Source organism: Phenylobacterium sp. (assembly GCF_013911965.1).
Lineage (GTDB): Bacteria > Pseudomonadota > Alphaproteobacteria > Caulobacterales > Caulobacteraceae > Phenylobacterium.
Genome location: NZ_JACESE010000008.1, coordinates 175,879 through 200,022, shown reverse-complemented (window position 1 = coordinate 200,022; position 24,144 = coordinate 175,879). Strand labels below are relative to the sequence as shown.

The following is a 24,144-nucleotide window of genomic DNA, read 5'->3' as shown; positions in this document are numbered from 1 at the left end:
GCGCTTCGACAAGCTGGCCAGGAACTTCCTCGCCGCCGTCCTGCTCGCCTCAACCCGCCTGTGGCTCAGAGCTTATGAGTCCACGCCCTAGTGCTGGTGACCCTGCTTGGCCATCCAGGCCTCGCCCTGGCTCTTCACGAGGGCGACGAGGTCGCCCATGGCCAGGTTCACGTCGATCAGGTGCAGGCCCCAGTCCTTGGCCACCACGCCGTTCTGAACGACGTCGCCGGCGATCTCGTCGGTGCGCGGGTCGCTCGGATCGGCGTTGGTCTTCACCGCCAGATAGTGGAATCCGTCCTTGCGGACGCATTGGCCGGTCAGCAGGCCGGGGACGGAAACGAAGGGCGTCGTGACCGTCTCGCCGCCCTTCACCCAAGCGCCCGGCTCTTCGGAGGAGCCGAGCAGGCTGCCGCTGCTGGCGAGGTAGGCGTGCATCTCCGCCGGCTGGTCCGACAGGTTCGCCGGATTGACGCAGGCCGCCTCCATCGTCGCGTCCGGCTCGCGCGGCACGCCGAAGCGCGAGTTGGCCGGCGGCGGCACGTCTTCGCGGAAGCTGACATAGGCGACGGCGCAGCCGACCTGGGTCTTGGATTCGCAGAGCGGCACCGACTTGAACGTCCCCGTCGTCTCGCCCTTCTTCACCGGCAGGTTGGTCCCGATCAGCAGGGCTGAGACCAGCTTGTCCTGCACCGGCTTGCCGTCGATTTCCTTGGCGATCAGCTGGGTCAGCACGCCCGAGCCCTGGCTGTGGCCGATCAGGACCACGCCGCGGCCGTTGTTCTCGTGCTCGAGGTAATAGTTCCAGGCGTCGACCACGTCCTCATAGCCGGTATTGGCCCGCGCCGCTGCGCCCGGCATGGGCGTGCCCGTCACCATCGCCCTCAGCGCCGTCAGGGTGAACTGGCGGTAGAGCGGGGCATAGACCCGGCATTGGGAGGCGAAGCGCGAGAGCTGCTGCTCGACGACGCGCTTCTCCTCCGGACCGGCCTCCATGTCGCTGATGACGCCGGGATCGTTGGAGACGGTGGGGTAGACGTAGAAGCAGTCGATCGGGGCCTCGGGATTGGCCGACCAGGTCTCGACCTGCGTCTCGCCGCTCGCCTTCACCACGGTCGTGGTGTTGTCGCCGGCGCAGGCGTCATCGCGCCCGGGCCAGCAGAGCCAGCTTGCCTTGTCGGCATAGTCGTTCTTGGGCGGCGGCCCCTGATCCTGCGCCTGGGCGTGCCAGACCCCGGCGGCGAGGGCGAGCGCGCCCGTCGTCGCCGTGAATGCGGCGATCATCTTCCTGGACATGTGTTCCCCGTGTGCAATTCGGCTTGCATCAATAAGGGTCGGACCATCGCCCAAGCCGCCTGTGCCGTAAAGCATCGGCGGCCACGCCCCACTGTAGAAAAACGTCCGTTAACTGACGAATACCGGCTGTCGCGCCTCCGGAGGCGGATGGTGGCGGCCGTTTGTCGCAAATATGACGGCGAATCGTCATAAATCCTTCACAAGGCGCCTTCGCCGTGAGACGATTTCCTCAAGTCCAGTGCATATGGACTCGCTAAGTGGAGGAAAGAAATGAAGTTTTTTGCGATGTCCACGGCGGTCGCCCTTCTTCTCGCCGGCGCTGCGAACGCCGGCGAAGCGCAAAATGCGCAGCGTCAGGGTACGGACGCCGCCGCCGTCGAGGCCGTTGAGGCCCGTAGCGAGCGCGTGGTCTATGTCTGCGACCGCTCCGACGAAACCCGCCGCTCCTTCGAGCGGCAGTATGGCGAGGCGAAGTTCGTCACCGCCGAGGAAGCCCTGAACGGCACGGCCGAAGCCTGGAGCGCCCCGCGCTGCATGACCGAGGGTCAGGCCCAGAAGCTGACCGCGCTGATGAGCCGCTAGGCGGTCTCAAGGCCCGCAAACGAAAAACGGCGGCCGATCGCCCGGCCGCCGTTCTTTTTTCGATGAGGCCGGCGGCCCTTAGGCCACGCGCACCCGCGCCGTGCTCTCCGGCAGGTCCTTGCCGAAGGCGCGCTGGAAGAACTCGGCCACTGTGCCGCGCTCCAGCTCGTCGCACTTGTTGAGGAAGGTCAGGCGGAAGGCCAGCGCCACGTCGCCGCCGAAGATCTCGGCGTTCTGCGCCCAGGTGATCACCGTCCGCGGGCTCATCACCGTGGAGATGTCGCCGTTCATGAAGGCGTTGCGCGTCATGTCGGCCACGCGGACCATGGCGTTGATCGTGCGCTTGCCCTCGGCCGTGTCGTAGTTGGGCGCCTTGGCCAGGACGATGGCCGCCTCCACGTCGTGCTCCAGATAGTTGAGCGTGGTGACGATCGACCAGCGGTCCATCTGGCCTTGGTTGATCTGCTGGGTGCCGTGATAGAGGCCCGTCGTGTCGCCCAGACCGATGGTGTTGGTCGTCGAGAACAGGCGGAAATAGGGGTTCGGCCGGATCACGCGGTTCTGGTCGAGCAGGGTCAGCTTGCCCTGCGCCTCCAGCACGCGCTGGATCACGAACATCACGTCCGGACGGCCGGCGTCGTATTCGTCGAAGACGAGCGCGATGGGCCGCTGGATGGCCCAGGGCAGGATGCCTTCGCGGAACTCGGTGATCTGCTTGCCGTCCTTCAGGACGATGGCGTCCTTGCCGACCAGATCGATCCGGCTGACATGGCTGTCCAGGTTCACCCGGATCAGCGGCCAGTTCAGGCGCGCCGCCACCTGCTCGATGTGGGTCGACTTGCCGGTGCCGTGATAGCCCTGGACCATGACGCGGCGGTCGTAGGCGAAGCCGGCGCAGATGGCCTTGGTCGTTTCGGGATCGAAGCGGTAGGCCGGATCGATCTCCGGCACATGGCTGTCGCGGTGCGAAAAGGCCGGCACGGTCATGTCCACGTCGACGCCGAAGGCTTCCCGAACGGAAACCTTCTTGTCCGGGACAAGGGTCAGCAGCTGATCGTCTTGGGGTTCGGAAATCGCGCTCATGACCCGTCCCGCATACAGGGTTACGCCCGCAAAGCAAACGGGTGTTTCATAGGCCCGCCGATCAAAACCAAAGAGGAAACGCCGGCGCCATGTCGAACCTTGACCTTAAGGACTATGAGACGATCCGGGTGACGCCGGAGGCCTCCGGATTCGGGGCTGTGGTCGAAGGGATCGACCTCTCGCGGCCGCTCGCCGAACCGGTCCGCCAGGAGATGCTCCGCGCCTGGGCCGAGCACGCCGTCCTGAGCTTTCCCCGGCAGGCGCTGAGCCTGGAGGCGCTGGAGGCGGCGACCCTGCAGTTCGGGCCCTTCGGCGCCGATCCGTTCATCAAGCCCATGGACGGCCACCCCAACGTCCTGGAGCTGCGCCGCGAGCCCGACGAGAAGGCCACCAACTTCGGCGCCGGCTGGCACTCGGACTGGAGTTTCCAGCCGGAACCGCCGGCCGCCACCCTGCTGCACGCCCAGGTCGTCCCGCCCGTCGGCGGCGACACCCTCTTCGCCGACTGCGCGGCGGCCTATGACGCGCTCTCGCCCGTGATGAAGGACCTGCTGGCGCCCCTGCGCGCGGTGCACAGCGCCAGCCGCGCCTATGGGACGCAGGGCGTCTTCGCCCGCGAGACCGAGAAGCGGACGATGCAGATCGTCGTCAGCCCCGAGGCCGACAAGACGCACGCTCACCCGCTCGTGCGCACCCATCCGGTGAGCGGCCGCAAGGCGCTCTTCGTCAGCCCTGTTTATACGGTCGGGATCGAGGGCATGACGCCGGAGGAGAGCCAGGCGATCCTCGGCTTCCTCTTCAAGCACATGACGCAGGACGCCTTCATCTTCCGCCACCGCTGGGCCAAGGACACCCTGCTCATCTGGGACAACCGCCGCACGGTCCACTTCGCCGAGGGGGGCTATGACGGCCACCTGCGGGTGATGCATCGCACGACGGTCGCGGGCGAGGTTCCGGTTTGAACACAGCCGACCTGGTCGCCGCCCTGCCGGGCGCGGCGCAGCGGCGGGCGGCGTCTCATGGCCAGGCCGGGCGCGACTGGCTCGACGGCCTGCCCGCGCGGGTCGACGAGGTGGCGGACCGCTGGCGGCTGCGCCTCGAGGGGGTGCTGGACGGAGGTTCGGAGTCGCTGGCCCTGGCGGTGGCCTGCCGCGACGGTCGTCCCGCCGTGTTGAAGATGGCCCCGCCCTGGGCCGAGGTCGACGGTCCGCAGACGCGGGTCCTGCAGGCCGCGCGCGGCCGGGGCTATGCCGAGCTCTACGCCGTCGACGCCACGGTCGGCGCGCTCCTGATCGAGCGCCTGGGCCGGCGGCTGGACCAGATGGGCTGGCCGCCGGAGGCGGAGATGGCGGCCCTCTGCACGGCGTTCCAGGCCGCCTGGACCGTCCGGATCGATCCGGACGGCCTGATCGACGGACGCGGGAAGGCCCACGCCCTGATGGCCTTCATCGACGCCACGGCCGCCGAGCTGGGCCATCCCCTGTCGGCCGCCGTGATCTCGCGGGCCCGCCTCTATGCCGAGGACCGGGCCGCGGCGCACGATCCGGCGCGCGCCGTGATCGCCCATGGGGACGGCCATGCCGCCAACGCGCTTCTGGGCGAGGACGGAGCGTTCCGCTTCATCGATCCCGACGGCCTGTTCATCGAGCCGGCCTATGATCTGGGCGTGCTCATGCGCGAGTGGCCGGACGACATCCTCGCGGGCGATGCGGTGGAGCGGGGGCGGGGGCGCAGCCGGGCCCTGGCTGATCCTTGCGGTCTCGATCCCGAGGCGGTGTGGCGTTGGGGATATCTGGAGACGGTCTCGACAGGTCTGCTCTGCCGCAAGCTCGACATCCCCGACTGGCCCCGGATGTTCGAGGTCGCCGAGGCCTGGGCCAGGGCCTGAGCCGGCCTATCCCTCGCAGACATCTCCCGACACGTAGTGATCGATGGTCCGGGCCAGCTCGACGCACAGCTCCCGCCGCTGCTCGTCGTCGAGCATGAAGTCCTCGTGCATCATCCGGTTCATGGTCGCGCCGAGCATCAGACAGCCCAGCAGGCGGGCGCGCACGGCGGCGTTCTCGCCGCCCATGAAGGTCTCCAGCGGACCGAAGAAGGAGGCGCCGGAGTGCTGCCGCACCGCCTCGGCGGTCTTCGGCGAGGAGGCGGACCGCAGCATGATGAGGATCAGCTCGAGCTTGTCGTCCCGCATGGGCTCCACAGCCAGCATGTGGGCCAGCCGTTCCCCGAAGCCCTCGCGTCCCTCCACCAAGAGCTCGTTGATGCTCGGCGCGCAGGACAGCACCTCGGCGAACAGCTCCTCCTTGCCGCCGAAGTAGCGCGAGATCAGCGCCGCATCGACGCCGGCGTCGGCGGCGATCTCCCGCACGCCGGTCTGGTCATAGCCTTCGCGAGCGAAGCGCTTGCGCGCGGCGTCCAGGATAGCGGCCCGCGTGGCCGCGGCGTTGCGGGCTCGGGCGGGGCTCAGCGGCGGGACCAATCGGGCATCTCCGAATTTTTTGTGTCAACACTTGTAGACAAGCACAGCCCTTCCCAACTAGGAAGTCACCACCTGTTGACATGACCCAGCGTCAAGCTGGGATGCGAGCCTTGGGGATAGGGCATGCGTACACTCTTTGTGGCTGCGGTCTTCGCAGCGACCGCTCTGGGTATGGCCGGATGCGGCGACCCATCTAACGCGGGTCAGGCGCCTCCGACCCCAACGGTCTCGGTGGCCGTCCCGCTCCAGGAAACCCTCGTGGACTGGGATGATTTCACGGGCCGGTTCGAGGCGCCGGAACGCGTCGAGGTGCGGGCCCGCGTGGGCGGCTACCTCCAGGGCGTGCACTTCCGCGACGGCCAGACGGTCCGCAAGGGCCAGCTCCTCTTCACCCTGGATCCGCGCCCGGCGCAGGCGGCCCTCGCGGCCGCCCAGGCCCAGGCCGATCTCGCCCGCGCCGACCTGGCCCGCGCCGAAGGGCTTCTGAAGGCCCAGGCCATCTCCCAGGAAGAGTTCGACAGCCGCAGGGCCCAGGCCCAGGTGGCCGAGGCCACTCTGCGCGCCCGCCGGCTGGACGTGGAGTTCACCCGCGTGACGGCTCCGGTGTCGGGCGTCGTCTCCCAGCGCCAGGTCGACCCGGGCAATGTGATCAGCGGCGGCGCCTCCTCCGGCGACGTGCTCACCACCATCGTTTCGGTCAGCCCGATCCATTTCGCCTTCGACGCCTCCGAAGCCCAGCTCTTGAAGTATCAGCGGCAAAATGGCCAGCGCCAGGGCGCGCAGGTCGAGGTGAAGCTGCAGGACGAGACCGACTATCGCTGGACCGGGCGCGTGGACTTCGTCGACGCCCTCGTCGATCGCGACACGGGCGCGGTGCGCCTGCGCGCCACCATCGCCAATCCGAACGGCTTCCTGAAGCCCGGCATGTTCGGCGAGGCCCGCATGGTGGGCACCGAGCCCTACAAGGCCCTGATGATCCCCGAGACCGCCGTGGTCACCGACGGTCCGCGCCGCGTGGCCTATGTGGTCGGCGCCGACGGCAAGGTGGGCGTCAAGCCGCTTCAGCTCGGTCCCGCCAGCGGCGGCCTGCGCGTCGTACGCTCGGGCCTGCGCCCGGACGACAAGGTGATCGTCGGCGGCGTCCAGCGGGCCATGCCCGGCCAGCCGGTGCAGACGCAGCCGGGCCGCATCACGCGCCAGGCGCAGTCCGACGATCCCGATACGCCCGTCCTCACCTCGGCTCCCGCCGCCTCGGCGACGCGCGCCGACTGATCCGCAAGATCGCGCCCGGACACCCCCCATGCGTCTTTCGCACTTCTTCATCGAGCGGCCGATCTTCGCCGGCGTGCTCTCGCTCTTCATCACCCTGATCGGCCTGTTCGCCTATCCGCTGCTGCCGTTGTCGCAGTATCCGGATATCGCGCCGCCGACCGTGGCGGTGATCGCCTCCTATCCGGGCGCCTCGGCCGAGACCCTGGCCGAGACGGTCGCCGCTCCGCTGGAGCAGGAGATCAACGGCGTCGAGGACATGATCTACATGACCTCGTCGTCCTCCAACGGCACGGTGCAGATCACCGTCACCTTCCAGCCGGGCACCGATCTCGATTCCGCTCAGGTGCTGGTCCAGAACCGGGTGAACCTGGCCGAGCCGCGCCTGCCCGAGCAGGTCCGCCAGACCGGCGTCATCGTCAATAAGCAGTCCACCGGCTTCCTGATGGTCGTGGCCCTCGTCTCCTCCGACGGCGAGGTCGACACCGACTATGTGGGCAACTACGCCAACTCTACGGTCCGCGACCGCCTGCTGCGGGTCGACGGCGTGGGCGAGGTCCAGATCTTCGGCGGCGGCCTCTATTCGATGCGCGTCTGGATCGACCCCGGCAAGGCCGCCGCCCGCAACCTGACGCCGACCGAGATCGTCGAGGCCCTGCGCGCTCAGAACCTGCAGGCCGCCGGCGGCGCCATCGGCCAGCCGCCGTTCGGTCCGGCCGTGGCCAACGAACTGCCCGTCGAGGTGCAGGGACGCCTCACCACGCCGGAGGAATTCGGCGACGTGGTGCTGCGCACCGACGCCGACGGTCGCGTGATCCGCCTGCGCGACGTGGCGCGGGTGGAGCTCGGCGCCCAGGACTACGGCGTGCGCGGCTACTTCCAGGGCCGTCCCGGCGTGGCCATGGCCATCCTGCAGCAGCCCGGCTCGAACGCGCTCTCCACCGCCGAGAACGTCATCGCCACCATGGAAGAGCTCAAGGCCGACTTCCCGCCGGGCGTCGCCTACGAGATCCCCTACAACCCGACCGAATATGTCGCCGCCTCGGTGGAGGCCGTCCAGCACACCCTGATCGAGGCCATCTTCCTGGTCGTCATCGTGGTGGTCGTCTTCCTGCACACCTGGCGGGCGGCCATCATCCCGATCCTGGCCATTCCGATCGCGCTCGTCGGCACCTTCGCCGTCCAGCTGGCGCTCGGCTACTCGCTGAATTCGCTGTCGCTGTTCGCCCTGGTGCTGGCCGTCGGCATCGTCGTCGACGACGCCATCGTCGTGGTCGAGAACGTCGAACGGAACATCCGCGAGGGCTTGAGCCCGCGCGAGGCGGCCCACCGGACGGTGAAGGAGGTCTCCAGCGCCCTGATCGCCATCTCGCTGGTGCTGGTGGCCGTGTTCATCCCGTCGGCCTTTGTGGCCGGCATTCCGGGCATGTTCTACCGCCAGTTCGCGGTGACCATTTCGGCGGCGACGGTGATCTCGCTGATCGTCTCGCTGACGCTCTCACCGGCGCTCGCGGCCCTGCTGCTCAAGGCGCACAAGGACGGCGAGGGCGCGCACGGCCCGCGCTGGCTCGCCCCCCTCTCGGCGGCGGCCGGCAAGTTCAACCAGGGCTTCGACTGGCTCAGCGACCGCTACGGGCGGCTGACCGCCCGCATCGTGCGCATGACCTTCATCGTGCTGGTCGTCTATGTCGGGCTTCTGGCCATGACCGGCTGGCGCCTGGCCGCCACGCCCACGGGCTTCATCCCCGAACAGGACCAGGGCGTGCTGATCGGCGTGGTCCAGCTGCCGCCCGGCGCCTCCCTCGAGCGCACCGACGCCATCGTCCAGCGGGCGACCCAGGCCATCGGCGAGACCGAAGGCGTCCAGAACGTGGCCGCCTTCGTGGGTCTGGACGGGGCCAGCTTCTCCAACGCCTCCAACGCGGCGACCATCTTCATCCGCCTGGACGACTGGGCCGAGCGCGGCTCGCAGCTCGACGCCCAGGCCATGTCCGGCATGATCATGCACAAGATGGGCGCCATCGAGGAGGCCAACATCTTCGTCCTGGCGCCCCCGCCCGTGGAGGGCATGGGCAACGCCGGCGGCTTCAAGATGATGGTCCAGGACCGCTCGGGCGCCGGCTACGCCGAGCTGGAGCAGGCCGCCAACGCCCTGATGATGCAGGCGTCGCAGAATCCGAAGGTCGTCGGCGTCTTCAACCAGTTCAACACCGGCGCGCCCCGCGTGACCGCCGACGTGGACCGGCAGAAGGCCCTGCTGATGGGCGTGCAGCCGGCCGACGTCTTCCAGACGCTCGGCACCTATCTCGGCTCCACCTATGTCAACGACTTCAACATGCTGGGCCGCACCTTCCGGGTCACCGCCCAGGCCGAGCCGTCGGGCCGCTCGCAGGTGTCCGACATCGCCAACCTGAAGGTCCGCACGGCGTCCGGCGGCCTGGCGCCGCTGGGCACCGTGGCGACCCTGCGCGACGACGCCGGTCCGGCCCGCGTGGTGCGCTTCAACCTCTTCCCCTCGGCCGAGGTGCTGGGTAACGCCGCGCCCGGCGTCTCCTCCGGCGAAGCCCTGGCGGAGATGGAGCGGATGGCGGCCGAGACCCTGCCGCCGGGCATGTCCTTCGAGTGGACCGAGCTCGCCTACCAGGAAAAGGCGGCGGGCGACTCCGGCCTGCTCGTCTTCTCCCTGGCCGTCATCTTCGTCTTCATGGTGCTGGCGGCCCAGTACGAGGCCTTCACCCTGCCGCTGGCGGTCATCCTGATCGTGCCGCTGTCGGTGCTGGCCGCCATGCTGGGGGTCTGGGTGCGCGGGATGGACAACAACATCCTGACCCAGGTGGGCCTGATCGTGCTGGTCGCCATGGCCGCGAAGAACGCCATCCTGATCGTGGAGTTCGCCAAGCAGGCGGAGGACCAGATGGGCATGAACCGCTTCGATGCGGCGGTCCATGCGGCCCGGACGCGCCTGCGTCCGATCCTGATGACCTCCTTCGCCTTCATCTTCGGCGTCCTGCCCCTGGCGCTCGCCACCGGCCCCGGCCAGGAGATGCGTCAGGCGCTCGGCACGGCCGTGGTGTTCGGCATGATCGGCGTGACCGTGTTCGGCCTGGTCTTCACGCCGGCCTTCTACGTGGTCTGCCGCAAGCTCGCCTCGCGCCTGCCCACCCGCGCCCCGCGCGCGCCGCAGGCCTCGGGCCACCCCACCTATGACGGCGAAGCCCAGGAGGTGCGGCCGTGAACCTTTCGCCCATCCTCGCCCTGACGGCGGGCGCCGCGCTGCTCAGCGCCTGCGCCGTCGGCCCGAGCTATGAAACCCCGACGCCGCCGCCGACGGAGACCGGCGGATTCGTCTCGGCGCAGGCCGGCCCCTTCACGGCGGGGCGGGTCCCCGACCAGTGGTGGCGGCTCTACGACGATCCCCTGCTGGACGATCTCGTCGGACAGGCGCTGGCCGCCAATCGCGACGTGGCGGTGGCCGCGGCGAACCTGCGGCAGGTCCGCGCCGCGCTTGGCGAGGCCCGTTCCGGCCTCCTCCCCTCGACCACGGTGACCGGCTCGGCCCAGCGGGTGCGTCAGCAGGACCAGCAGACCGGCGTCTTCGAGGAGGCCGACGCCTTCCAGGCCGGCTTCGAGGCGGCCTATGAGGTCGATTTCTTCGGCCGCGTCCGCCGTTCGATCGAGGCCGCCCGCGCCGACGCCGGCGCCGCCGAGGCCCTGCTGGACTCGGCCCGCATCACCGTGGCGGCCGAGACCGCGCGCGCCTATGCCGACCTCTGCGCCGCCAACCTGCAGATCGACACCGCCCAGCGGACCCTGTCGCTGCAGCAGGACACCTTCGACCTGACGCGCCAGCAGCTGGACCTGGGGCGCGGCACCGGTCTGGACGTGGCCCGCGCCCAGACGCAGCTGGAATCGACGCGCTCGACCATTCCGCCGCTGGAGGCGCAGCGCGACAGCGCCCTCTTCCGGCTGGCCGTTCTGACCGGCCGCCCGCCTGCCGAGGCGCCCATCGCCGCGGCCGGGTGCAAGATCGTGCCCGAGGTGGAGACGGCGATCCCCGTGGGCGACGGCGCGGCCCTGCTGGCCCGACGTCCGGACGTCCGGGCCGCCGAGCGGCGCCTGGCCGCGGCCACCGCCCGCATCGGCGTGGCGACGGCCGCCCTCTATCCGAACGTCACCCTCGGCGGCGCCATCTCGACGCTGTCGGCGGACTCCGGCGATCTGGGCGACGACTACCAGTTCAATGTCGGGCCGCTGATCAGCTGGAGCTTCCCCAACATCCTGGCCGCCCGCGCGCGGGTCGCCCAGGCCGGGGCGGCGGCGGAGTCGGCGCTCGCCACGTTCGAGCAGACGAACCTCACGGCGCTGCAGGAGACCGAGACGGCCCTGACCCAGTACGCCAAGGCGCTCGAGCAGCGGGCCGCCCTGCAGCGGGCGCGGGACGAGGGGGCGCGGGCTGCGCGCCTGTCGCGCATGCGCTTCGACGCCGGGGTGGACAGCTTCCTCACCGTGCTCGACGCCGAGCGGACCCTGGCCAGCCTGGAGGCGCAGCTCGCCCAGTCCCAGGCGGCGGTGGCGAACGCTCAGATCGCCGTCTTCCGGGCGCTCGGCGGCGGCTGGCAGACCGCGGCCGCTCAGGCCGACTGACGCTTGCGGCGCCTTCTCTTCGCCCGAACTTGATCTCTAAGCTCCTCCCACGGCCGGCGAACGGCCGACGGGAGGAGCCGATGAGCCGAAACGCACAGTCCGAGTCCGCCGCCATGGCGGTGCTCGACGCCTTCATGACCGCCTTCAACGCGCGCGACATGGAGGCCTTCGCCAAGACCTTCAACTTCCCCTCGATCCGCCTGGCCTCGAACACGCTGCGGATCATCGAGAAGGGCGACCTGACCCTCGACACCTTCAAGCACGCCTCGCTGGCGGACTGGGACCACTCGGCCTGGGAGCGGCGCGACGTCATCCATTCGGGCGAGGACAAGGTCCATGTCGACACCCGCTTCACCCGATACCGCAAGGACGGCAGCGTCATCGGCGGGTTCGACTCCATCTATGTGATCACCTGCGAGGACGGCCACTGGGGGGTGAAGGCGCGGTCCAGCTTCGCGCCCTGAGGCCGGGCGCCTGCCGCGCAGGCGCCCTCCGGCCCGCCGCAGCCCGTTACGGCCCCGCGCCGATCCATTCGCCCTGTCCGGCGTTGAGGCCTTGTCTCACAGGAGGGGGAGAGAGGACGCATGGCGGAACTCATCCTGGACTATCGTCCCGAATGGTTGCCGGTCTGGGCGGCGAACCTGCTGATCTTCGCCGGCTTCGCCGCCCTGGCCTTCGTGCTCCACGACATGGCCGTCACCCTGGTGCGCCGGCTGACGCGCCGGAGCGAGAGCTTCTGGCGGACCCTGCTGCCCAAGCTGCGCCGGCCGACGCGGCTGGCCGCCCTGATCCTGGGCCTCGGCCTGGCCGCCGAATTCGCGCCGATGAACGCCGAATCCGCCATCGCGCTGCAGAGGGTGCTGACCTTCGGCTTCGTCATCCTCATCGGCTGGTCGCTGATCGTGGCGATCGACATCTGGGCCGTCCTGCACGCCCGGCAGTACAAGGTCGATTCCGAGGACAACCTGCTGGCGCGCAAGCACCTGACCCAGCTGCGCATCCTCACCCGCTCGGCCTCGCTCGTCATCGGGCTGCTGACGGTCGGCCTGGCCCTGATGAGCTTTCCGGGGGTGCGGCAGTATGGGGTCAGCCTGCTCGCCTCGGCCGGGGCTGCGGGCATCATCGCCGGCCTCGCCCTGCAGCCCTTCCTGACCAACCTGATCGCCGGCATCCAGATCGCCACCACGCAGCCGATCCGCATCGACGACGCCGTCATCGTCGAGGGGGAGTGGGGCTGGATCGAGGAGATCACCTCGACCTATGTCGTGGTCCGGCTGTGGGACTGGCGGCGCATGGTCCTGCCGCTGACCTATTTCATTCAGAAGCCCTTCCAGAACTGGACGCGGGAGACGGCCTCCCTGATCGGAACGGTCATGCTCTATGTGGATTACACCGCGCCCATCGACGTGCTGCGGGCCAAGCTGGAGGAGATCGCCCGGGCCTCGCCGCTGTGGGACGGGCAGGTGATCAACCTGGCCGTCACCGAGGTCAGCGAGCGCACGATCCAGGTCCGCTGCCTGGTCAGCTCCCGCAATGCGCCCAGCACCTTCGACCTGCGCTGCGAGGTGCGCGAGAAGATGATCGCCTGGATGCAGAAGGAGATGCCCCACATCCTGCCGCGCGACCGCTTCGAACTGGACGCGCCGCGGCAGGAAGGCTTCAGCGCCTCGACAGCTTCGGCCTGAGGTCGAGTTCGGCCGTCTCCTGGTCGGCCGCGTACGGCGTGAACTCGAAGTCGTCGCTGGGCGGCGCGGCCGGATCGAGACCGTCATGGCTGGCGATCACCGCCCGCGTGACCGCCTGCATCAGGGCCTGACGCTCGGGAATGGTGGCGGTGGTCTCGGCGATCATCACCGCGACCGCATAGGTCGCCCCGTCCGGCGCCGTCAGCAGGCCGACGTCGTTGTAGCCCGTGGCGAGCGGCCCCATCACCTGACCTGTGCCGGTCTTGTGCGCCAGGGTCCAGCCCTCGGCGAGGCCCCCGCCCAGGCGGTTGGGCCCGGTTCGGCTGGCGCCCAGATGAGTGAGCAGAAGTTCGGTCGATTCCGGCGAGAGCAGCTCGCCGCGGTGCAGCCGCTCCAGCGCCTCGACGACCGCCACAGGCGTCGCGCCGTCCGGCGGCTCCGCCAGATAGGCCTCCAGGGCCGCGCGCCGCTCCGCCTGGGGCATGGCCGAGCGGGCGCGCCAGAAGGTGCGGCCGAAGGAGAACTGCTCCCGCCATTCCAGTCCGGCGATCTGCGTCTGGAAGTAGCGCTCCTCGTCAGCCAGACCGATGGCGCCAAGCTCCTTTTCCGCGATCACCGCGCGAACGGCTTCGGGGCCGCCGACCAGCCGCATCAGGACATCGTTGGCGGCGTTGTCGCTCTTGGTGGTGGCGCTCTCCAGAAGCTCGTCCACGCTGGTGGCGAAGCCGCGGGGGCCGACGAAGTCGCGGATCGGCTGGTGGAAGATGCTGAGGTCCTGCCGACGCACCAGGACCGGGTCGTCCAGGCGGATGACCTGCCGGTCGACCGCGTCCAGGACGCTGAGCGCGACCCACAGCTTGCTGACGCTCTGCTGGGGGTACAGGCCTTCGGCGTCGTGGGCGGCCGTCCAGCCGCCCTCCAGGCTTCGCACCGCGATTCCCGCGCGGCCCCGGAAGTTCCGCCCCAGGGCGTCGACATAGGCGGCGAGCGCTTCCGGCGGCTGCGGAACAGGCGGCGGAATCCTCAGGTTCACCCACTGCGCGCGCGGCTGCTCGCCCGCGCCGGGCGGCGGCTGATCGGGGACAAGGCTGGCGGCCGCCAGCGCGGCGAAGCCGAATACGCCGGCGAGCGTCTGAACCAGGGCGCGGCGGCGGCGGCGCGCGCGGTTCGCGCGTCTGGCCTTCCGGTCATCCAGCGCCTGCCGGATGGAGAATTCCGCCCCCTGCACGTCCGCCCCCGCTGCTCTCCGTCGCTTGCCTCGACCTGATCCTACACCATGCCGGCCTTGCGCAGCGCCTGGTAGGCCTTGATCACCCGCTGCAGCTTGTGCTCGGCCGACCGGTCGCCCCCGTTGGCGTCGGGGTGGCAGCGCTTGACGAGCTCGGTGTAGCGCGCGCGGATCGCCGGACCCTCGGCGTTCTCGTCGAGATCGAGGTCGGCGAGCGCGTTGCGTTCGATCTTGCCCAGACGCCGGCTCGGCTGGGCTACGGGCCCCGGACCGCTGGCGCCGCCATGGCCGAACATGTTGAACGGATCGCGATAGCCGCCCTTGCCGCGGGCGAAGTTGCTGGCGAAGGCCGCAGACTCCCGGGAGTTGCGGCTGGCCTTGAAGTCCCAGGTCGGCCGGCCGCCCGTGGTCTGCTCCTCCTCCTGGCGGGCGCGGATCTCGCCCTCGCTCATGCCGGCGAAGAAGTTCCAGTTGCGATTGTACTCCGCCGCGTGCGGCTGACAGAACCAGTAGTGCTCGTTCATCATGTCGCGCGACTTGGGCGCGCGCGCGCTGGCGGGCATGCTGCAGCCGGGGTGGTCGCAGCGCCTTTCCCCAGGCTTGAGCGCATAGACGTCGTCGGCCTGCGCCTCCTCGCCGGGCTTGGGCGGGCGAACGCGGATGTCGACGAACTTGGGCTTGTATTGAAACGCGCCGGGCATGGCCCAAGTATGGGGGCGTCTCTTTGTGTTTTGAAGAATTGAAGATGCGGCCGATGGGCGCCATATTTGATGCCATCCACAACAAGCTGACCGCGGCCTTCGCGCCGGTCCGACTCGAGATCGAGGACGAGTCCTCGCGCCATGCGGGGCACGCGGGCTCGCGCGAAGGCGGGGAAAGCCATTTCAACGTGCTGATTGAGGCGCAAGCCTTCGCCGGGGCGCCCAAGGTCGCGCGCCAGCGCATGGTCTACCGGGCGCTCGCCGAGGAGCTGGCGGGGCCGGTCCACGCCCTTTCCGTCAAGGCGCTCGCGCCCGGCGAGGCCGCCTAGGCGACGGCCGAGGACAACAGAATTCTACGGCGGGCCGTTCGGCCGCCGGGCCATTGGGGAGAGGCCGTTTGAAGACCAGTTTCACCGTCAACGGGCAGGCGACGACGCTCGACCTGGACCCGCGCACCACCCTGCTCGACGCCCTGCGCGAGCGGCTGGACCTCAAGGGTTCGAAGAAGGGCTGCGACCACGGCCAGTGCGGCGCCTGCACGGTCCTGGTGAACGGCCGGCGGATCAACGCCTGCCTGTCGCTGGCGGTCAGCCATGAAGGGGACGAGATCACGACGATCGAGGGGCTGGGCTCGCCGGACGATCTGCACCCGATGCAGGCGGCCTTCCTCGACCGCGACGCTTTCCAGTGCGGCTACTGCACGCCGGGCCAGATCTGTTCGGCCGTGGGCATGCTGGCCGAGGTGGGCGAAGGCTGGCCGAGCCTCGCGACCGAAGACGTGGCCGGCCCCGTCAGCCTGACGGACGCCGAGATCCGCGAGCGCATGAGCGGCAATCTCTGCCGCTGCTCGGCCTATCCCCAGATCGTCGAGGCCATCCGCGCCGCCGCGGGAGAGCCGGCATGAAGCCCTTCACCTATGAGCGTGCGGGCGACGTGGCCTCGGCGCTGGCTCTCGTCGCCGAACGCCCGGGCGCCAAGTTCATCGCGGGGGGCACCAACCTGGTCGACCTGATGAAGCTGCAGATCGAGCAGCCGGCCCATCTGGTGGACGTCTCGCGCCTTCCGCTCGGCCAGATCGAGGAGACCGCCGACGGCGGACTGCGCCTCGGCGCCGTCACGACCAACAGCCAGGTGGCCGCCGATCCCCGGGTGCGCGAACGCTATCCGGCGCTGGTCCAGGCCATCGTCTCCGGCGCCTCCGGTCAGCTACGCAACAAGGCGACGACGGCGGGCAACCTGCTGCAGCGGACCCGCTGCCCCTACTTCTACGACACCACCAAGCCCTGCAATAAGCGGCAGCCGGGCGCGGGCTGTTCGGCCCTCGGCGGGATCAACCCCAACACCGCCATCTTCGGCGCCAGCGAAGCCTGCATCGCCACCCATCCTTCGGACATGGCCGTGGCGCTGGTGGCGCTGGACGCCAAGGTCGAGACACAGGCCGCGACGGGCGAGAACCGGCTGCTGGCCGTTGAGGGGCTGCACCGCCTGCCCGGCGAGACGCCGCACATCGAGACCGAGCTGATGCCGGGCGAGATGATCACCGCCGTCGTCCTGCCCCCGCCTCCGCCGGGCGGACAGATCTACCGCAAGGCGCGCGAGCGGGCCTCCTACGCCTTCGCCATCGGCAGCGTGGCCGTCGCCGGCGGCCGGGTGGCCCTGGGCGCCGCCGCCCACAAGCCCTGGCGCGCCGAGGCCGCCGAGCAGGCCCTGGAGGAGGGCGCCGCGCCCGCCCAGGCCATGCGGGCCGAACTGGCCGCCGCCCGCACCGACGGCCGCAACGACTTCAAGATCAGGCTGTTCGAGCGCCTCGGCGCCGCCAGCATCGACGCCACGCGCCAGGGGAGGGCCCGATGAGCTCCGTCAAGGACTGGGAAGCGCCCAACCCCATCAGCGAGAACCGCGGCGGCCTGATCGGCAAAGGCGTCGATCGCTATGAGGGCCGGCTGAAGGTCACGGGTCAGGCGCCCTACGCCTACGAGGTCGAGCCGCCCTCGCCGCCGGCCTACGGCTTCCTGGTCGGCGCGCCGATCGCCCGAGGCCGGGTGGTCGCCGTCGACACCGCCGCCGCCGAGGCCGCGCCCGGCGTCCTGCTGGTCTGGACCCATCGCAATGCGCCCAAACAGGGCGAACGTGGCGCGAAGCTGAATCCGCGCAGCCAGCGCGGCGCCAATCCGGCCCTCGCCGACGACCGGGTCGAGCACTTCGGCCAGCATGTGGGCTTCGTCGTCGCCGACAGCTTCGAGAACGCCCGCGCGGCGGCCGCCCTGATCCGCTTCGAGTTCGCCGCCGAGCCGGCCGACCTGATCTTCGAGGAGAACCTCGCCAAGGGCGAGCAGCCCGAGGGCGAGGAGGACGTGCGCGTCGGCGACTTCGAGGCCGCCTTCGCCAAGGCGCCGGTCACGCTGGACGAGACCTATACCAGCCCCATCCAGAACCACGCTCAGATGGAGCCCTGCGCCACCACCGCCTGGTGGGAGGGCGACAAGGTCACGGTCCACACCTCGATCCAGATGGTGAAGGGCGGACAGCACACGCTGGCCGAGACCCTCATGCTGCCGTCGGACAAGGTGCGCCTGCTGACGCGCTATATCGGCGGCGGCTTCGGCGGAAAGGGCCAGTCCTACGACGACCTGACGCTTTCGGCGCTGGCGGCGCGCGAACTCGGGCGTCCGGTGAAGATCGCCTACACCCGCCAGCAGATGATGCAGGCCACCATCCATCGCCCCGCGGTGCGGATGCGCGTGCGCCTGGGCGCCCAGCCCGACGGGACGCTCGACGCTTTTGCGCTGGAGGCGGTCACCCACTGCCGGCGCGAGGTCCCCTTCACCGAGCACGCCGCCAACTTCTCGCGCAGCCTCTATGCCGCGCCCAACCGGCTCACCGGCCACCGGCTGGTCAAGCTCGACATCCCCGCCGCCGGCCCCATGCGGGCGCCGGGCGAGGCCTCGGGCATGCTCAGCCTCGAATGCGCCATGGACGAACTGGCCGAGCGCCTGGGGCTCGACCCTGTCGAATTGCGCCTGCGCAACGAGCCGGAGCGCGATCCGGAGACGGGCAAGCCCTTCTCCGTCCGCCAGCTGGCGCGCTGCCTGACCGAGGGCGCGCAGCGCTTCGGCTGGGATCGCCGCAACCCGAAGCCGGGTCAGGTGCGCGACGGCCGTTGGCTGGTGGGCATGGGCATGGCCGCCGCGATCCGCGGCAACTTCCTGCTGCCGGCCAAGGCGGGCGTGCGCATCGACGCCGACGGGACCGTCACCCTGCGCCAGGGCATGACCGATATCGGCACCGGCACCTACACCATCCTCGCCCAGATCACCGCCGAGACGCTCGGCGTGCCGCTGGAGCAGGTGAGGGTGGAGCTCGGTGATTCCGACTTCCCGCCCGCCCCCGGCTCGGGCGGTCAGTTCGGCGCGGCCACCGCGGGCTCGGCGGCTTTCGCGGCCGGCATGAACCTGCGCAGGGCGCTGGCGGAGCTGGCGACGGGCGACCCTCATTCGCCCCTCTACGGCGACGATCCGGAGCTGGTGACCTTCGGCAGCGGCAACATCGCCGTGGCCAACCGCGCCGAGCCGCTCGACCGGCTGGTGGCCCGCGCCGCGCCGGACGGCGTCTATGTGGAGGGCGCCATCACGCCCGCCGCCGACGCCCGGGACTACTCGCAGCACACCTACGGAGCCCACTTCGCCGAGGTCGGCGTCGATCCCGACACCGGGGAGACGCGCCTGCGCCGGATGTTCGGGGTCTTTGCGGCGGGGCGGATCCTCAACGCCAAGACGGCGATGAGCCAGATCACCGGCGGCATGATCTGGGGCGTCGGCACGGCGCTCCACGAATACAACGAGGTCGATCCGCGCTACGGCTCGTTCCTGGCCCAGGACCTGGCCGGCTACCACGTGCCGGCGCACGCCGACATCGCGGGCCTTTCGGCCATGTTCCTGGACGAGGCGGACGACAAGGCCAACCCCATGGGGATCAAGGGCGTGGGCGAACTCGGCATCGCCGGCGCCGGCGCGGCCATCGCCAACGCCGTCTACAACGCCTGCGGGGCGCGGGTGCGAGACTATCCGCTCACGCCGGAGAAGGTGCTGGCGGCGCTGCCCTGACGGGCCGCCGCCGGGGCTTAGACCTTGGCGTGGAGTTCGCCCAGAATCCGCGCCAGGTCGCTTTCCCGGAAGGGCTTCTGGAGAACCGGCGTCCCCTTGTCGACCTCGCGCAGGCCCGCATCGCCGTAGCCTGTGGCGAAGGCGAAGGGCGCACCCTTCTCGCGCAGCACGTCGGCCAGCGGGAAGATCGGCTGGCCGCCGAGGTTGACGTCGAGAACGGCGCAGTCGATCTCGGCGCTCTTGGCCAGTTCGAACGCCTCTTCGATGCGTGAGGCGGGGCCGACCACAGTGCAGCCCAAGTCGCCGAGCATGTCCTCGATCAGCATCGAGACCATCATCTCGTCCTCCACGACCAGGACCTTCAGGCCCTGAAGCTTGGTGACGTCAGTCATAGAGGGCGGCTCCGGAACGCGTTTTCAGACACTTAATGGCGCAGCATAGCGCGACCGCCGGCGAAGTCGCCTGCGATCTCACGTCCAACGTGTACGACATGGTCGCACCCGCGCGTTTCGTGAATCCCGTCATCGGAAGCTTGGCCTACCCACACCCACAGGCGCAAGCAACGCAGCCGCGAGGCGTTGGTTCCTTCAGTCCTCGGTCGGCGTCTCGATGGGACTGCTCACCCGAAGGGCGGTGATCTGGTTGCGCTCGCGCCGGACGATCTGGAACCGGTGGCCGTGGAAGATGAAGGTCTGGCCCACGCGCGGGATGGTCTGGGCCTCGTGGATCACAAGGCCGGCCACCGTCACGGCGTCCTCGTCGGGCAGGTCCCAGTCCATGGCGCGGTTCAGATCGCGGATGGGCACCGAGCCGTCGACATTGACCGTCCCGTCCGGCTGCGGCCGCACGCCGGGGATGGCGACGTCGTACTCGTCCTCGATCTCGCCGACGATCTCCTCGAGGATGTCTTCCAGGGTGATCAGCCCCTTCAGCCCGCCGTATTCGTCCACCACCAGGGCGAAATGGGTGTGGCGCTTGAGGAACGCGTTGAGCTGGTCCTTCAGGTTCGTCGTGTCGGGGATGAACCAGGGCTCCCGGGCGATGGCCAGGATGTCGAGCCGGTCCATGTCGCCGTCGGCCTGGGCCAGGGCGCGCAGCAGGTCCTTGGCGTGCATCACGCCGACGATGTTCTCCGGGTCGTCCTTGTAGAGCGGCATGCGCGTGTGCGCGCTCTCCAGCACGGCCTCGACGAACTCGCGCACCGGCAGGCCGACATCGACCATGGCGATGGACTTGCGGTGCACCATCACCTGGCCGACGTCCATCTCCGCCAGATCGAGCACGCCCCCCAGCATCAGCCGGTCGCGGTTCTCCACCAGGCCTTCGGAGTGGTGGTACTCCACCGCGCCGCGGATCTCCTCGTGGGCCGCCAGCACGTCGGTCTCCATGTCCAGCTTGATGCCGAAGGGCCGCAGCGTCAGGCGCACGATCCACTGGGCGCCGGTGGCCAGCGGGCCGAAGATCCGCACGATCCAGGTGGCCGGGATGGAGAGGATGCGCGCCGCCTGGTCCGGCTGTGCGATGGCCAGGGTCTTGGGCAGGATCTCGGCGAAGATCACCACCAGGGCGGTCATGGTGACGGTGGCGATCAGGGCCCCCGTCGGTCCGGGAATGGCCGTCGTGAGCACCGTCGTCGCCAGGGCCGAGGCGCCGATATTGATGGCGTTGTTGGAGAGGAGGATCGCCCCGATCATCTTCTCCTGGTCGTCGATCAGCCGGTTGACGCGACCGGCCGCCTTGTCGCCGTCACGCTCCAGCTTGTGCATGCGGCTGCGGCTGGCGGCCGTCATCGCCGTCTCGGTGCCCGAGATCATGGCCGAACAGAAGAGCAGGAAGATGATCGCCGGCGCGAGGCCGATCAGGACGGCGGTGATCATGCGGCGGCGCCTTCGGCGACCGCGCCGTCTTCGATCAGGAAGTCCCGGATGGCGCCGGCGTCCACGTCCTTGGCCACGAAGGCTTCGCCGAGGGCGCGCGCCAGGATGAAGGTCAGGCGACCGCCCTCCGCCTTCTTGTCCTGGCCCATGTGGCGGACGAGCGCGTCGGCGTCGAAGGGATAGCCCGCCACCTCGTCCATGCGCACCGGCAGACCCACGGCGGCGATGGCGGCCTGGGCGCGCTCGGCGTCCTGGCGGGGACAAAGCCCCTGGCGGGCGGAGAAACGGAAGGCCATGGCCATGCCGGCGGCGACGGCCTCGCCGTGCAGCAGGGCCTCGCCGTAGCCGGTCTCGGCCTCCAGGGCGTGGCCGAAGGTGTGGCCGAGATTGAGCAGCGCCCGGCGGCCGGCCTCACGCTCGTCCTGCGCGACGATCTCGGCCTTCATCTCCACGGAGCGGGCGACGGCGCGGGTCAGGGCCTCAGTCTGGCGGGAGAGCACGCCCGGCCCGTTCGCCTCCAGCCATTCGAAGAAGGCGAAGTCGCCGAGCAGGCCGTACTTGATGACCTCGGCGTAGCCGGCCTGCATTTCGCGGCGGGGCAGGGTGGACAGGACGTCCAGGTCGGCCAGGACCAGCCGTGGCTGGTGGAAGGCGCCGATCAGATTCTTGCCACGCGGGGTGTCGATGGCCGTCTTGCCGCCGACGGAGGAGTCCACCTGGGCCAGGAGCGTCGTGGGGATCTGAACGAAGTCGATGCCGCGCTTGTAGATGGCCGCCGCAAAGCCCGCGAGATCGCCGACCACGCCGCCGCCGAAGGCGACGATCAGGTCGCCGCGATCGAGTTCCAGGGCCAGCAGGTCGTCGCTGACCCGGGCGAGCATCTCGAAGCTCTTCGAGCCCTCGCCCGCCGGGACGATGACGGGGCTGGCGACGATGTCGGCGCGCGCCAGCGCAGAGGTCAGGGCTTCGCCGTGCAGGGCCCAGACCGTGGCGTCGCTGACCACGGCGACACGGCCGCGCTTGAGGAGCGGACGGATGTGGGCCCCGGCCTCGGCCATGAGCCCGCCGCCGATGCGGACGTCATAGGCCCGGTCGCCCAGGCCGACGGGAATGGTCACGCTCATGAGCCGGCCTCCTCCAGGTAGCGGGTCAGGCCGTCGATCACCTGACCGACCGCCACGTGGTGGGGCGTGTCGCCGGTCTGCACGGTGACGTGGGCTTCGGCATAGGTGGGATAGCGCGCCTCGGCCTGCGCCTTCAGGACCGCCATGGGATCGGCGTCCTTCAGCAGGGGACGGGTGTCCTTGCGCCCGACCCGGCGGGCCAGGATGTCGAGGTCGGCCTTCAGCCAGACCACGAGGGCCTTGCGCTTCAGCAGCTCGCGGGTCTCGGCGTTCATGAAGGCGCCGCCGCCGGTGGCCAGGACGTGCGGCGGCTCGTCCAGCAGTCGGGCGATCACGCGGCGTTCGCCCTCGCGGAAGGCGGCCTCGCCCATGTCGGCGAAGATGTCCTTGATGGATCGGCCGGCCGCGGCCTCCACCTCGGTGTCGGCGTCGCGGAAGGGCAGGTCCAGGGCGTTGGCCAGCCGGCGTCCGACGCTCGACTTGCCGACACCCATCAGACCGACGAGGGCGATGGTCCGGTTGCGGAGGGGGGCGTAGCGATCCATGGGCGGCAAGGCTTTACACGAGCCGCGCCGCCCACGCCAATCCGACCCCGCCTCAGCGGCGGGTCGCGCCCTTCAGATAACCGGCGATGGCCGGACCGTAGGGCGGCCGCATCCGCTGCAGAGGGCCGATGTCCTTCCTGATCTGGCTGTAGACCGACTTGGCGTGGCTGAACTCGCGGAAGCCGTCGTGGCCGTGATAGCTGCCCATGCCTGAGGGCCCGACGCCGCCGAAGGGCAGCTCCTCCTGCGCCACGTGGAAGATCACGTCGTTGATCGTCGCCCCGCCCGAGGTAGTGTTGGCCAGCACGTGGTCGCGCTCGGCCTCGTCGGTCCCGAACCAGTAGAGGGCCAGCGGCCGCTCGTGGGCGTTGACATAGTCGACGGCCTCGGCGGTCTTGCGATAGGTCTTCACCGGCAGGACCGGGCCGAAGATCTCCTCCTGCATCACCGCCATCTCCTCCGTCGGATTGAGGATCAGGGTCGGCGGGATCTTGCGATAGGGCTGCTGGCTGAAGTCCTCCCCCGCGGGGTTCAGCTCGACCACCTGGGCGCCCTTGGCCCGCGCATCCTCCACATAGCCGGTGATCCGCTCGTAGTGCTTCTGGGAGATGATGGCGGTGTAGTCCGGATTGTCCTTGATGGTCGGGAACATCTTGGCGACCGACTGGCGCGCTTCCTCGATGAACTCCCCGATCTTGGTTTCGGGGGCGAGGACATAGTCCGGCGCCAGGCAGATCTGGCCGGCGTTCAGCGTCTTGCCGGCCATGATGCGGGCCGCGGCCGTCTTGATGTCGGCGCTTTCGGAGATCACCACGGGGCTCTTGCCGCCCAGTTCCAGGGTGACGGGCACGAGGTTCTCCGAGGCCGCCCGCATGACGTGGCGCGCCACCGCCGTGCCGCCGGTGAAGATCAGGTGGTCGAAGGGCAGGCCGGAGAAGGCCTGGCCGACGTCCGGCCCGCCGGTGAAGACGGCGATCTCCTCCTCCGAGAAAGCCTTGGCGAACATCGACTTCATCAGCTCGGAGGTCGCCGGAGTCAGCTCAGAGGGCTTGATCATGGCCCGGTTGCCGGCGGCGAGGATGCCGGCCAGCGGGGCAAAGGTCAGGTTCACCGGGAAGTTCCACGGACTGATCACGCCCACCACGCCCTTGGGCTGATACTGGATCTGCGCTTTTGCGCCGAAGAGGCCGAGGATGGCGGGCGTCGTCTTGCGCTTTTCCGGCCGCATCCAGGCCTTCAGATTGGCCTTGGCGTGCTTCAGCGGCCCGATGGAGGCCGAGACGTCGGTGAGGCCCGTCACCGCCTTGGACCGCGAGCCGAAGTCGGCGTTCAGCGCCTCGGCGATCGCCTCGGCGTGATCGACCAGCAGGCCGATGCAGCGGTCCAGGCGTTCGGCCCGCAGGGCCTCCGACGGGGGGCCGTCGGCCAGCTGCGCCGCCTTCTGCCGGGCCAGCACGGCCATCATGTCGTCCCTGGTGGGTTCGCCGGTCATGGAAGCCTCCCATAATCTTGTCGGCTTCAGTAGAGC

General features: G+C 69.7%; 22 protein-coding genes and 1 pseudogene. 13 read left to right on the top strand and 10 right to left on the bottom strand.

Going from position 1 to position 24,144, the window contains the following annotated elements; all coding sequences use genetic code 11:
* Positions 1–91 (top strand): annotated as a pseudogene (locus H2041_RS10495) (IS5/IS1182 family transposase); the annotation flags it as partial.
* On the opposite strand, the gene H2041_RS10490 reads toward H2041_RS10495, so the two are convergent.
* Positions 88–1,293: a DUF3089 domain-containing protein gene (locus H2041_RS10490; RefSeq protein ID WP_293412372.1), complete on the bottom strand. Its 1,206-nt coding sequence runs from the start codon at positions 1,291–1,293 to the stop codon at positions 88–90. The pseudogene H2041_RS10495 and the gene H2041_RS10490 sit on opposite strands and share 4 nt — an antisense overlap.
* A gap of 270 nt (positions 1,294–1,563) precedes the next feature.
* Between H2041_RS10490 and H2041_RS10485 the strand changes: the two genes are divergently transcribed.
* The gene (locus tag H2041_RS10485; RefSeq protein ID WP_293412370.1) at positions 1,564–1,875 is read left to right on the top strand and encodes a hypothetical protein; all 312 of its coding nucleotides are present in this window, start codon (positions 1,564–1,566) and stop codon (positions 1,873–1,875) included.
* A gap of 78 nt (positions 1,876–1,953) precedes the next feature.
* Here the strand turns inward: H2041_RS10485 and cobS are convergent, their stop codons facing one another.
* The gene (gene cobS, locus H2041_RS10480) at positions 1,954–2,958 is read right to left on the bottom strand and encodes a cobaltochelatase subunit CobS (protein ID WP_293412368.1); all 1,005 of its coding nucleotides are present in this window, start codon (positions 2,956–2,958) and stop codon (positions 1,954–1,956) included.
* A gap of 89 nt (positions 2,959–3,047) precedes the next feature.
* Between cobS and H2041_RS10475 the strand changes: the two genes are divergently transcribed.
* The gene (locus H2041_RS10475) at positions 3,048–3,920 is read left to right on the top strand and encodes a TauD/TfdA family dioxygenase (RefSeq protein WP_293412366.1); all 873 of its coding nucleotides are present in this window, start codon (positions 3,048–3,050) and stop codon (positions 3,918–3,920) included.
* Complete coding sequence (locus H2041_RS10470) at positions 3,917–4,846, top strand: aminoglycoside phosphotransferase family protein (protein WP_293412364.1); 930 nt, start codon at positions 3,917–3,919, stop codon at positions 4,844–4,846. The genes H2041_RS10475 and H2041_RS10470 overlap by 4 nt, the downstream gene beginning before the upstream one ends.
* Before the next feature lie 6 nt (positions 4,847–4,852).
* Here H2041_RS10470 and H2041_RS10465 read toward each other — a convergent pair whose 3' ends face one another.
* Positions 4,853–5,440: a TetR/AcrR family transcriptional regulator gene (locus tag H2041_RS10465; protein WP_293412362.1), complete on the bottom strand. Its 588-nt coding sequence runs from the start codon at positions 5,438–5,440 to the stop codon at positions 4,853–4,855.
* Positions 5,441–5,563: 123 nt separating this feature from the next.
* Between H2041_RS10465 and H2041_RS10460 the strand changes: the two genes are divergently transcribed.
* From H2041_RS10460 to H2041_RS10440, 5 genes are all read left to right on the top strand, one after another.
* The gene (locus H2041_RS10460; RefSeq protein ID WP_293412360.1) at positions 5,564–6,712 is read left to right on the top strand and encodes an efflux RND transporter periplasmic adaptor subunit; all 1,149 of its coding nucleotides are present in this window, start codon (positions 5,564–5,566) and stop codon (positions 6,710–6,712) included.
* 28 nt (positions 6,713–6,740) lie between these two features.
* Positions 6,741–9,944, top strand: coding sequence for an efflux RND transporter permease subunit (locus H2041_RS10455; protein WP_293412358.1), 3,204 nt, complete (start codon positions 6,741–6,743; stop codon positions 9,942–9,944).
* The gene (locus H2041_RS10450) at positions 9,941–11,353 is read left to right on the top strand and encodes a TolC family protein (RefSeq protein WP_293412356.1); all 1,413 of its coding nucleotides are present in this window, start codon (positions 9,941–9,943) and stop codon (positions 11,351–11,353) included. The genes H2041_RS10455 and H2041_RS10450 overlap by 4 nt, the downstream gene beginning before the upstream one ends.
* An 80-nt stretch (positions 11,354–11,433) precedes the next feature.
* Positions 11,434–11,817, top strand: coding sequence for a hypothetical protein (locus H2041_RS10445; RefSeq protein WP_293412354.1), 384 nt, complete (start codon positions 11,434–11,436; stop codon positions 11,815–11,817).
* A gap of 120 nt (positions 11,818–11,937) precedes the next feature.
* Positions 11,938–13,038 (top strand): mechanosensitive ion channel family protein, encoded by a 1,101-nt coding sequence (locus H2041_RS10440; protein ID WP_293412352.1) that lies wholly within the window; start codon positions 11,938–11,940, stop codon positions 13,036–13,038.
* Here the strand turns inward: H2041_RS10440 and H2041_RS10435 are convergent.
* Together H2041_RS10435 and H2041_RS10430 are read right to left on the bottom strand one after the other, a co-directional pair.
* Positions 13,013–14,266 (bottom strand): serine hydrolase, encoded by a 1,254-nt coding sequence (locus H2041_RS10435; RefSeq protein WP_293412350.1) that lies wholly within the window; start codon positions 14,264–14,266, stop codon positions 13,013–13,015. The genes H2041_RS10440 and H2041_RS10435 overlap by 26 nt on opposite strands.
* A gap of 41 nt (positions 14,267–14,307) precedes the next feature.
* Positions 14,308–14,967 (bottom strand): J domain-containing protein, encoded by a 660-nt coding sequence (locus tag H2041_RS10430; RefSeq protein WP_293412348.1) that lies wholly within the window; start codon positions 14,965–14,967, stop codon positions 14,308–14,310.
* A gap of 53 nt (positions 14,968–15,020) precedes the next feature.
* Here H2041_RS10430 and H2041_RS10425 point away from each other — a divergent pair, with 53 nt between their 5' ends.
* From H2041_RS10425 to H2041_RS10410, 4 genes are all read left to right on the top strand, one after another.
* Entirely contained in the window at positions 15,021–15,296 is a 276-nt protein-coding gene (locus H2041_RS10425) for a BolA family transcriptional regulator (RefSeq protein WP_293412346.1), read from the top strand.
* 68 nt (positions 15,297–15,364) lie between these two features.
* Positions 15,365–15,871: a 2Fe-2S iron-sulfur cluster-binding protein gene (locus tag H2041_RS10420; RefSeq protein ID WP_293412344.1), complete on the top strand. Its 507-nt coding sequence runs from the start codon at positions 15,365–15,367 to the stop codon at positions 15,869–15,871.
* Complete coding sequence (locus tag H2041_RS10415) at positions 15,868–16,821, top strand: xanthine dehydrogenase family protein subunit M (protein WP_293412342.1); 954 nt, start codon at positions 15,868–15,870, stop codon at positions 16,819–16,821. Before H2041_RS10420 ends, H2041_RS10415 begins: the two co-directional genes overlap by 4 nt.
* Positions 16,818–19,070, top strand: a complete 2,253-nt coding sequence (locus tag H2041_RS10410; RefSeq protein ID WP_293412340.1) for a xanthine dehydrogenase family protein molybdopterin-binding subunit — start codon at positions 16,818–16,820, stop codon at positions 19,068–19,070. Before H2041_RS10415 ends, H2041_RS10410 begins: the two co-directional genes overlap by 4 nt.
* A 17-nt stretch (positions 19,071–19,087) precedes the next feature.
* On the opposite strand, the gene H2041_RS10405 is transcribed toward H2041_RS10410, so the two are convergent.
* The 5 genes from H2041_RS10405 to H2041_RS10385 form a co-directional block, all read right to left on the bottom strand.
* Positions 19,088–19,462, bottom strand: a complete 375-nt coding sequence (locus H2041_RS10405) for a response regulator (RefSeq protein WP_293412338.1) — start codon at positions 19,460–19,462, stop codon at positions 19,088–19,090.
* Between the two features lie 195 nt (positions 19,463–19,657).
* Positions 19,658–20,947, bottom strand: a complete 1,290-nt coding sequence (locus H2041_RS10400) for an HlyC/CorC family transporter (protein ID WP_293412336.1) — start codon at positions 20,945–20,947, stop codon at positions 19,658–19,660.
* Positions 20,944–22,071: a 3-dehydroquinate synthase gene (gene aroB / locus H2041_RS10395; protein WP_293412334.1), complete on the bottom strand. Its 1,128-nt coding sequence runs from the start codon at positions 22,069–22,071 to the stop codon at positions 20,944–20,946. Before aroB ends, H2041_RS10400 begins: the two co-directional genes overlap by 4 nt.
* Entirely contained in the window at positions 22,068–22,616 is a 549-nt protein-coding gene (locus H2041_RS10390) for a shikimate kinase (RefSeq protein ID WP_293412332.1), read from the bottom strand. The genes aroB and H2041_RS10390 overlap by 4 nt, the downstream gene beginning before the upstream one ends.
* Before the next feature lie 52 nt (positions 22,617–22,668).
* Positions 22,669–24,108 (bottom strand): coniferyl aldehyde dehydrogenase, encoded by a 1,440-nt coding sequence (locus H2041_RS10385; protein ID WP_293412330.1) that lies wholly within the window; start codon positions 24,106–24,108, stop codon positions 22,669–22,671.
* Between the last annotated feature and the right edge of the window lie 36 nt (positions 24,109–24,144).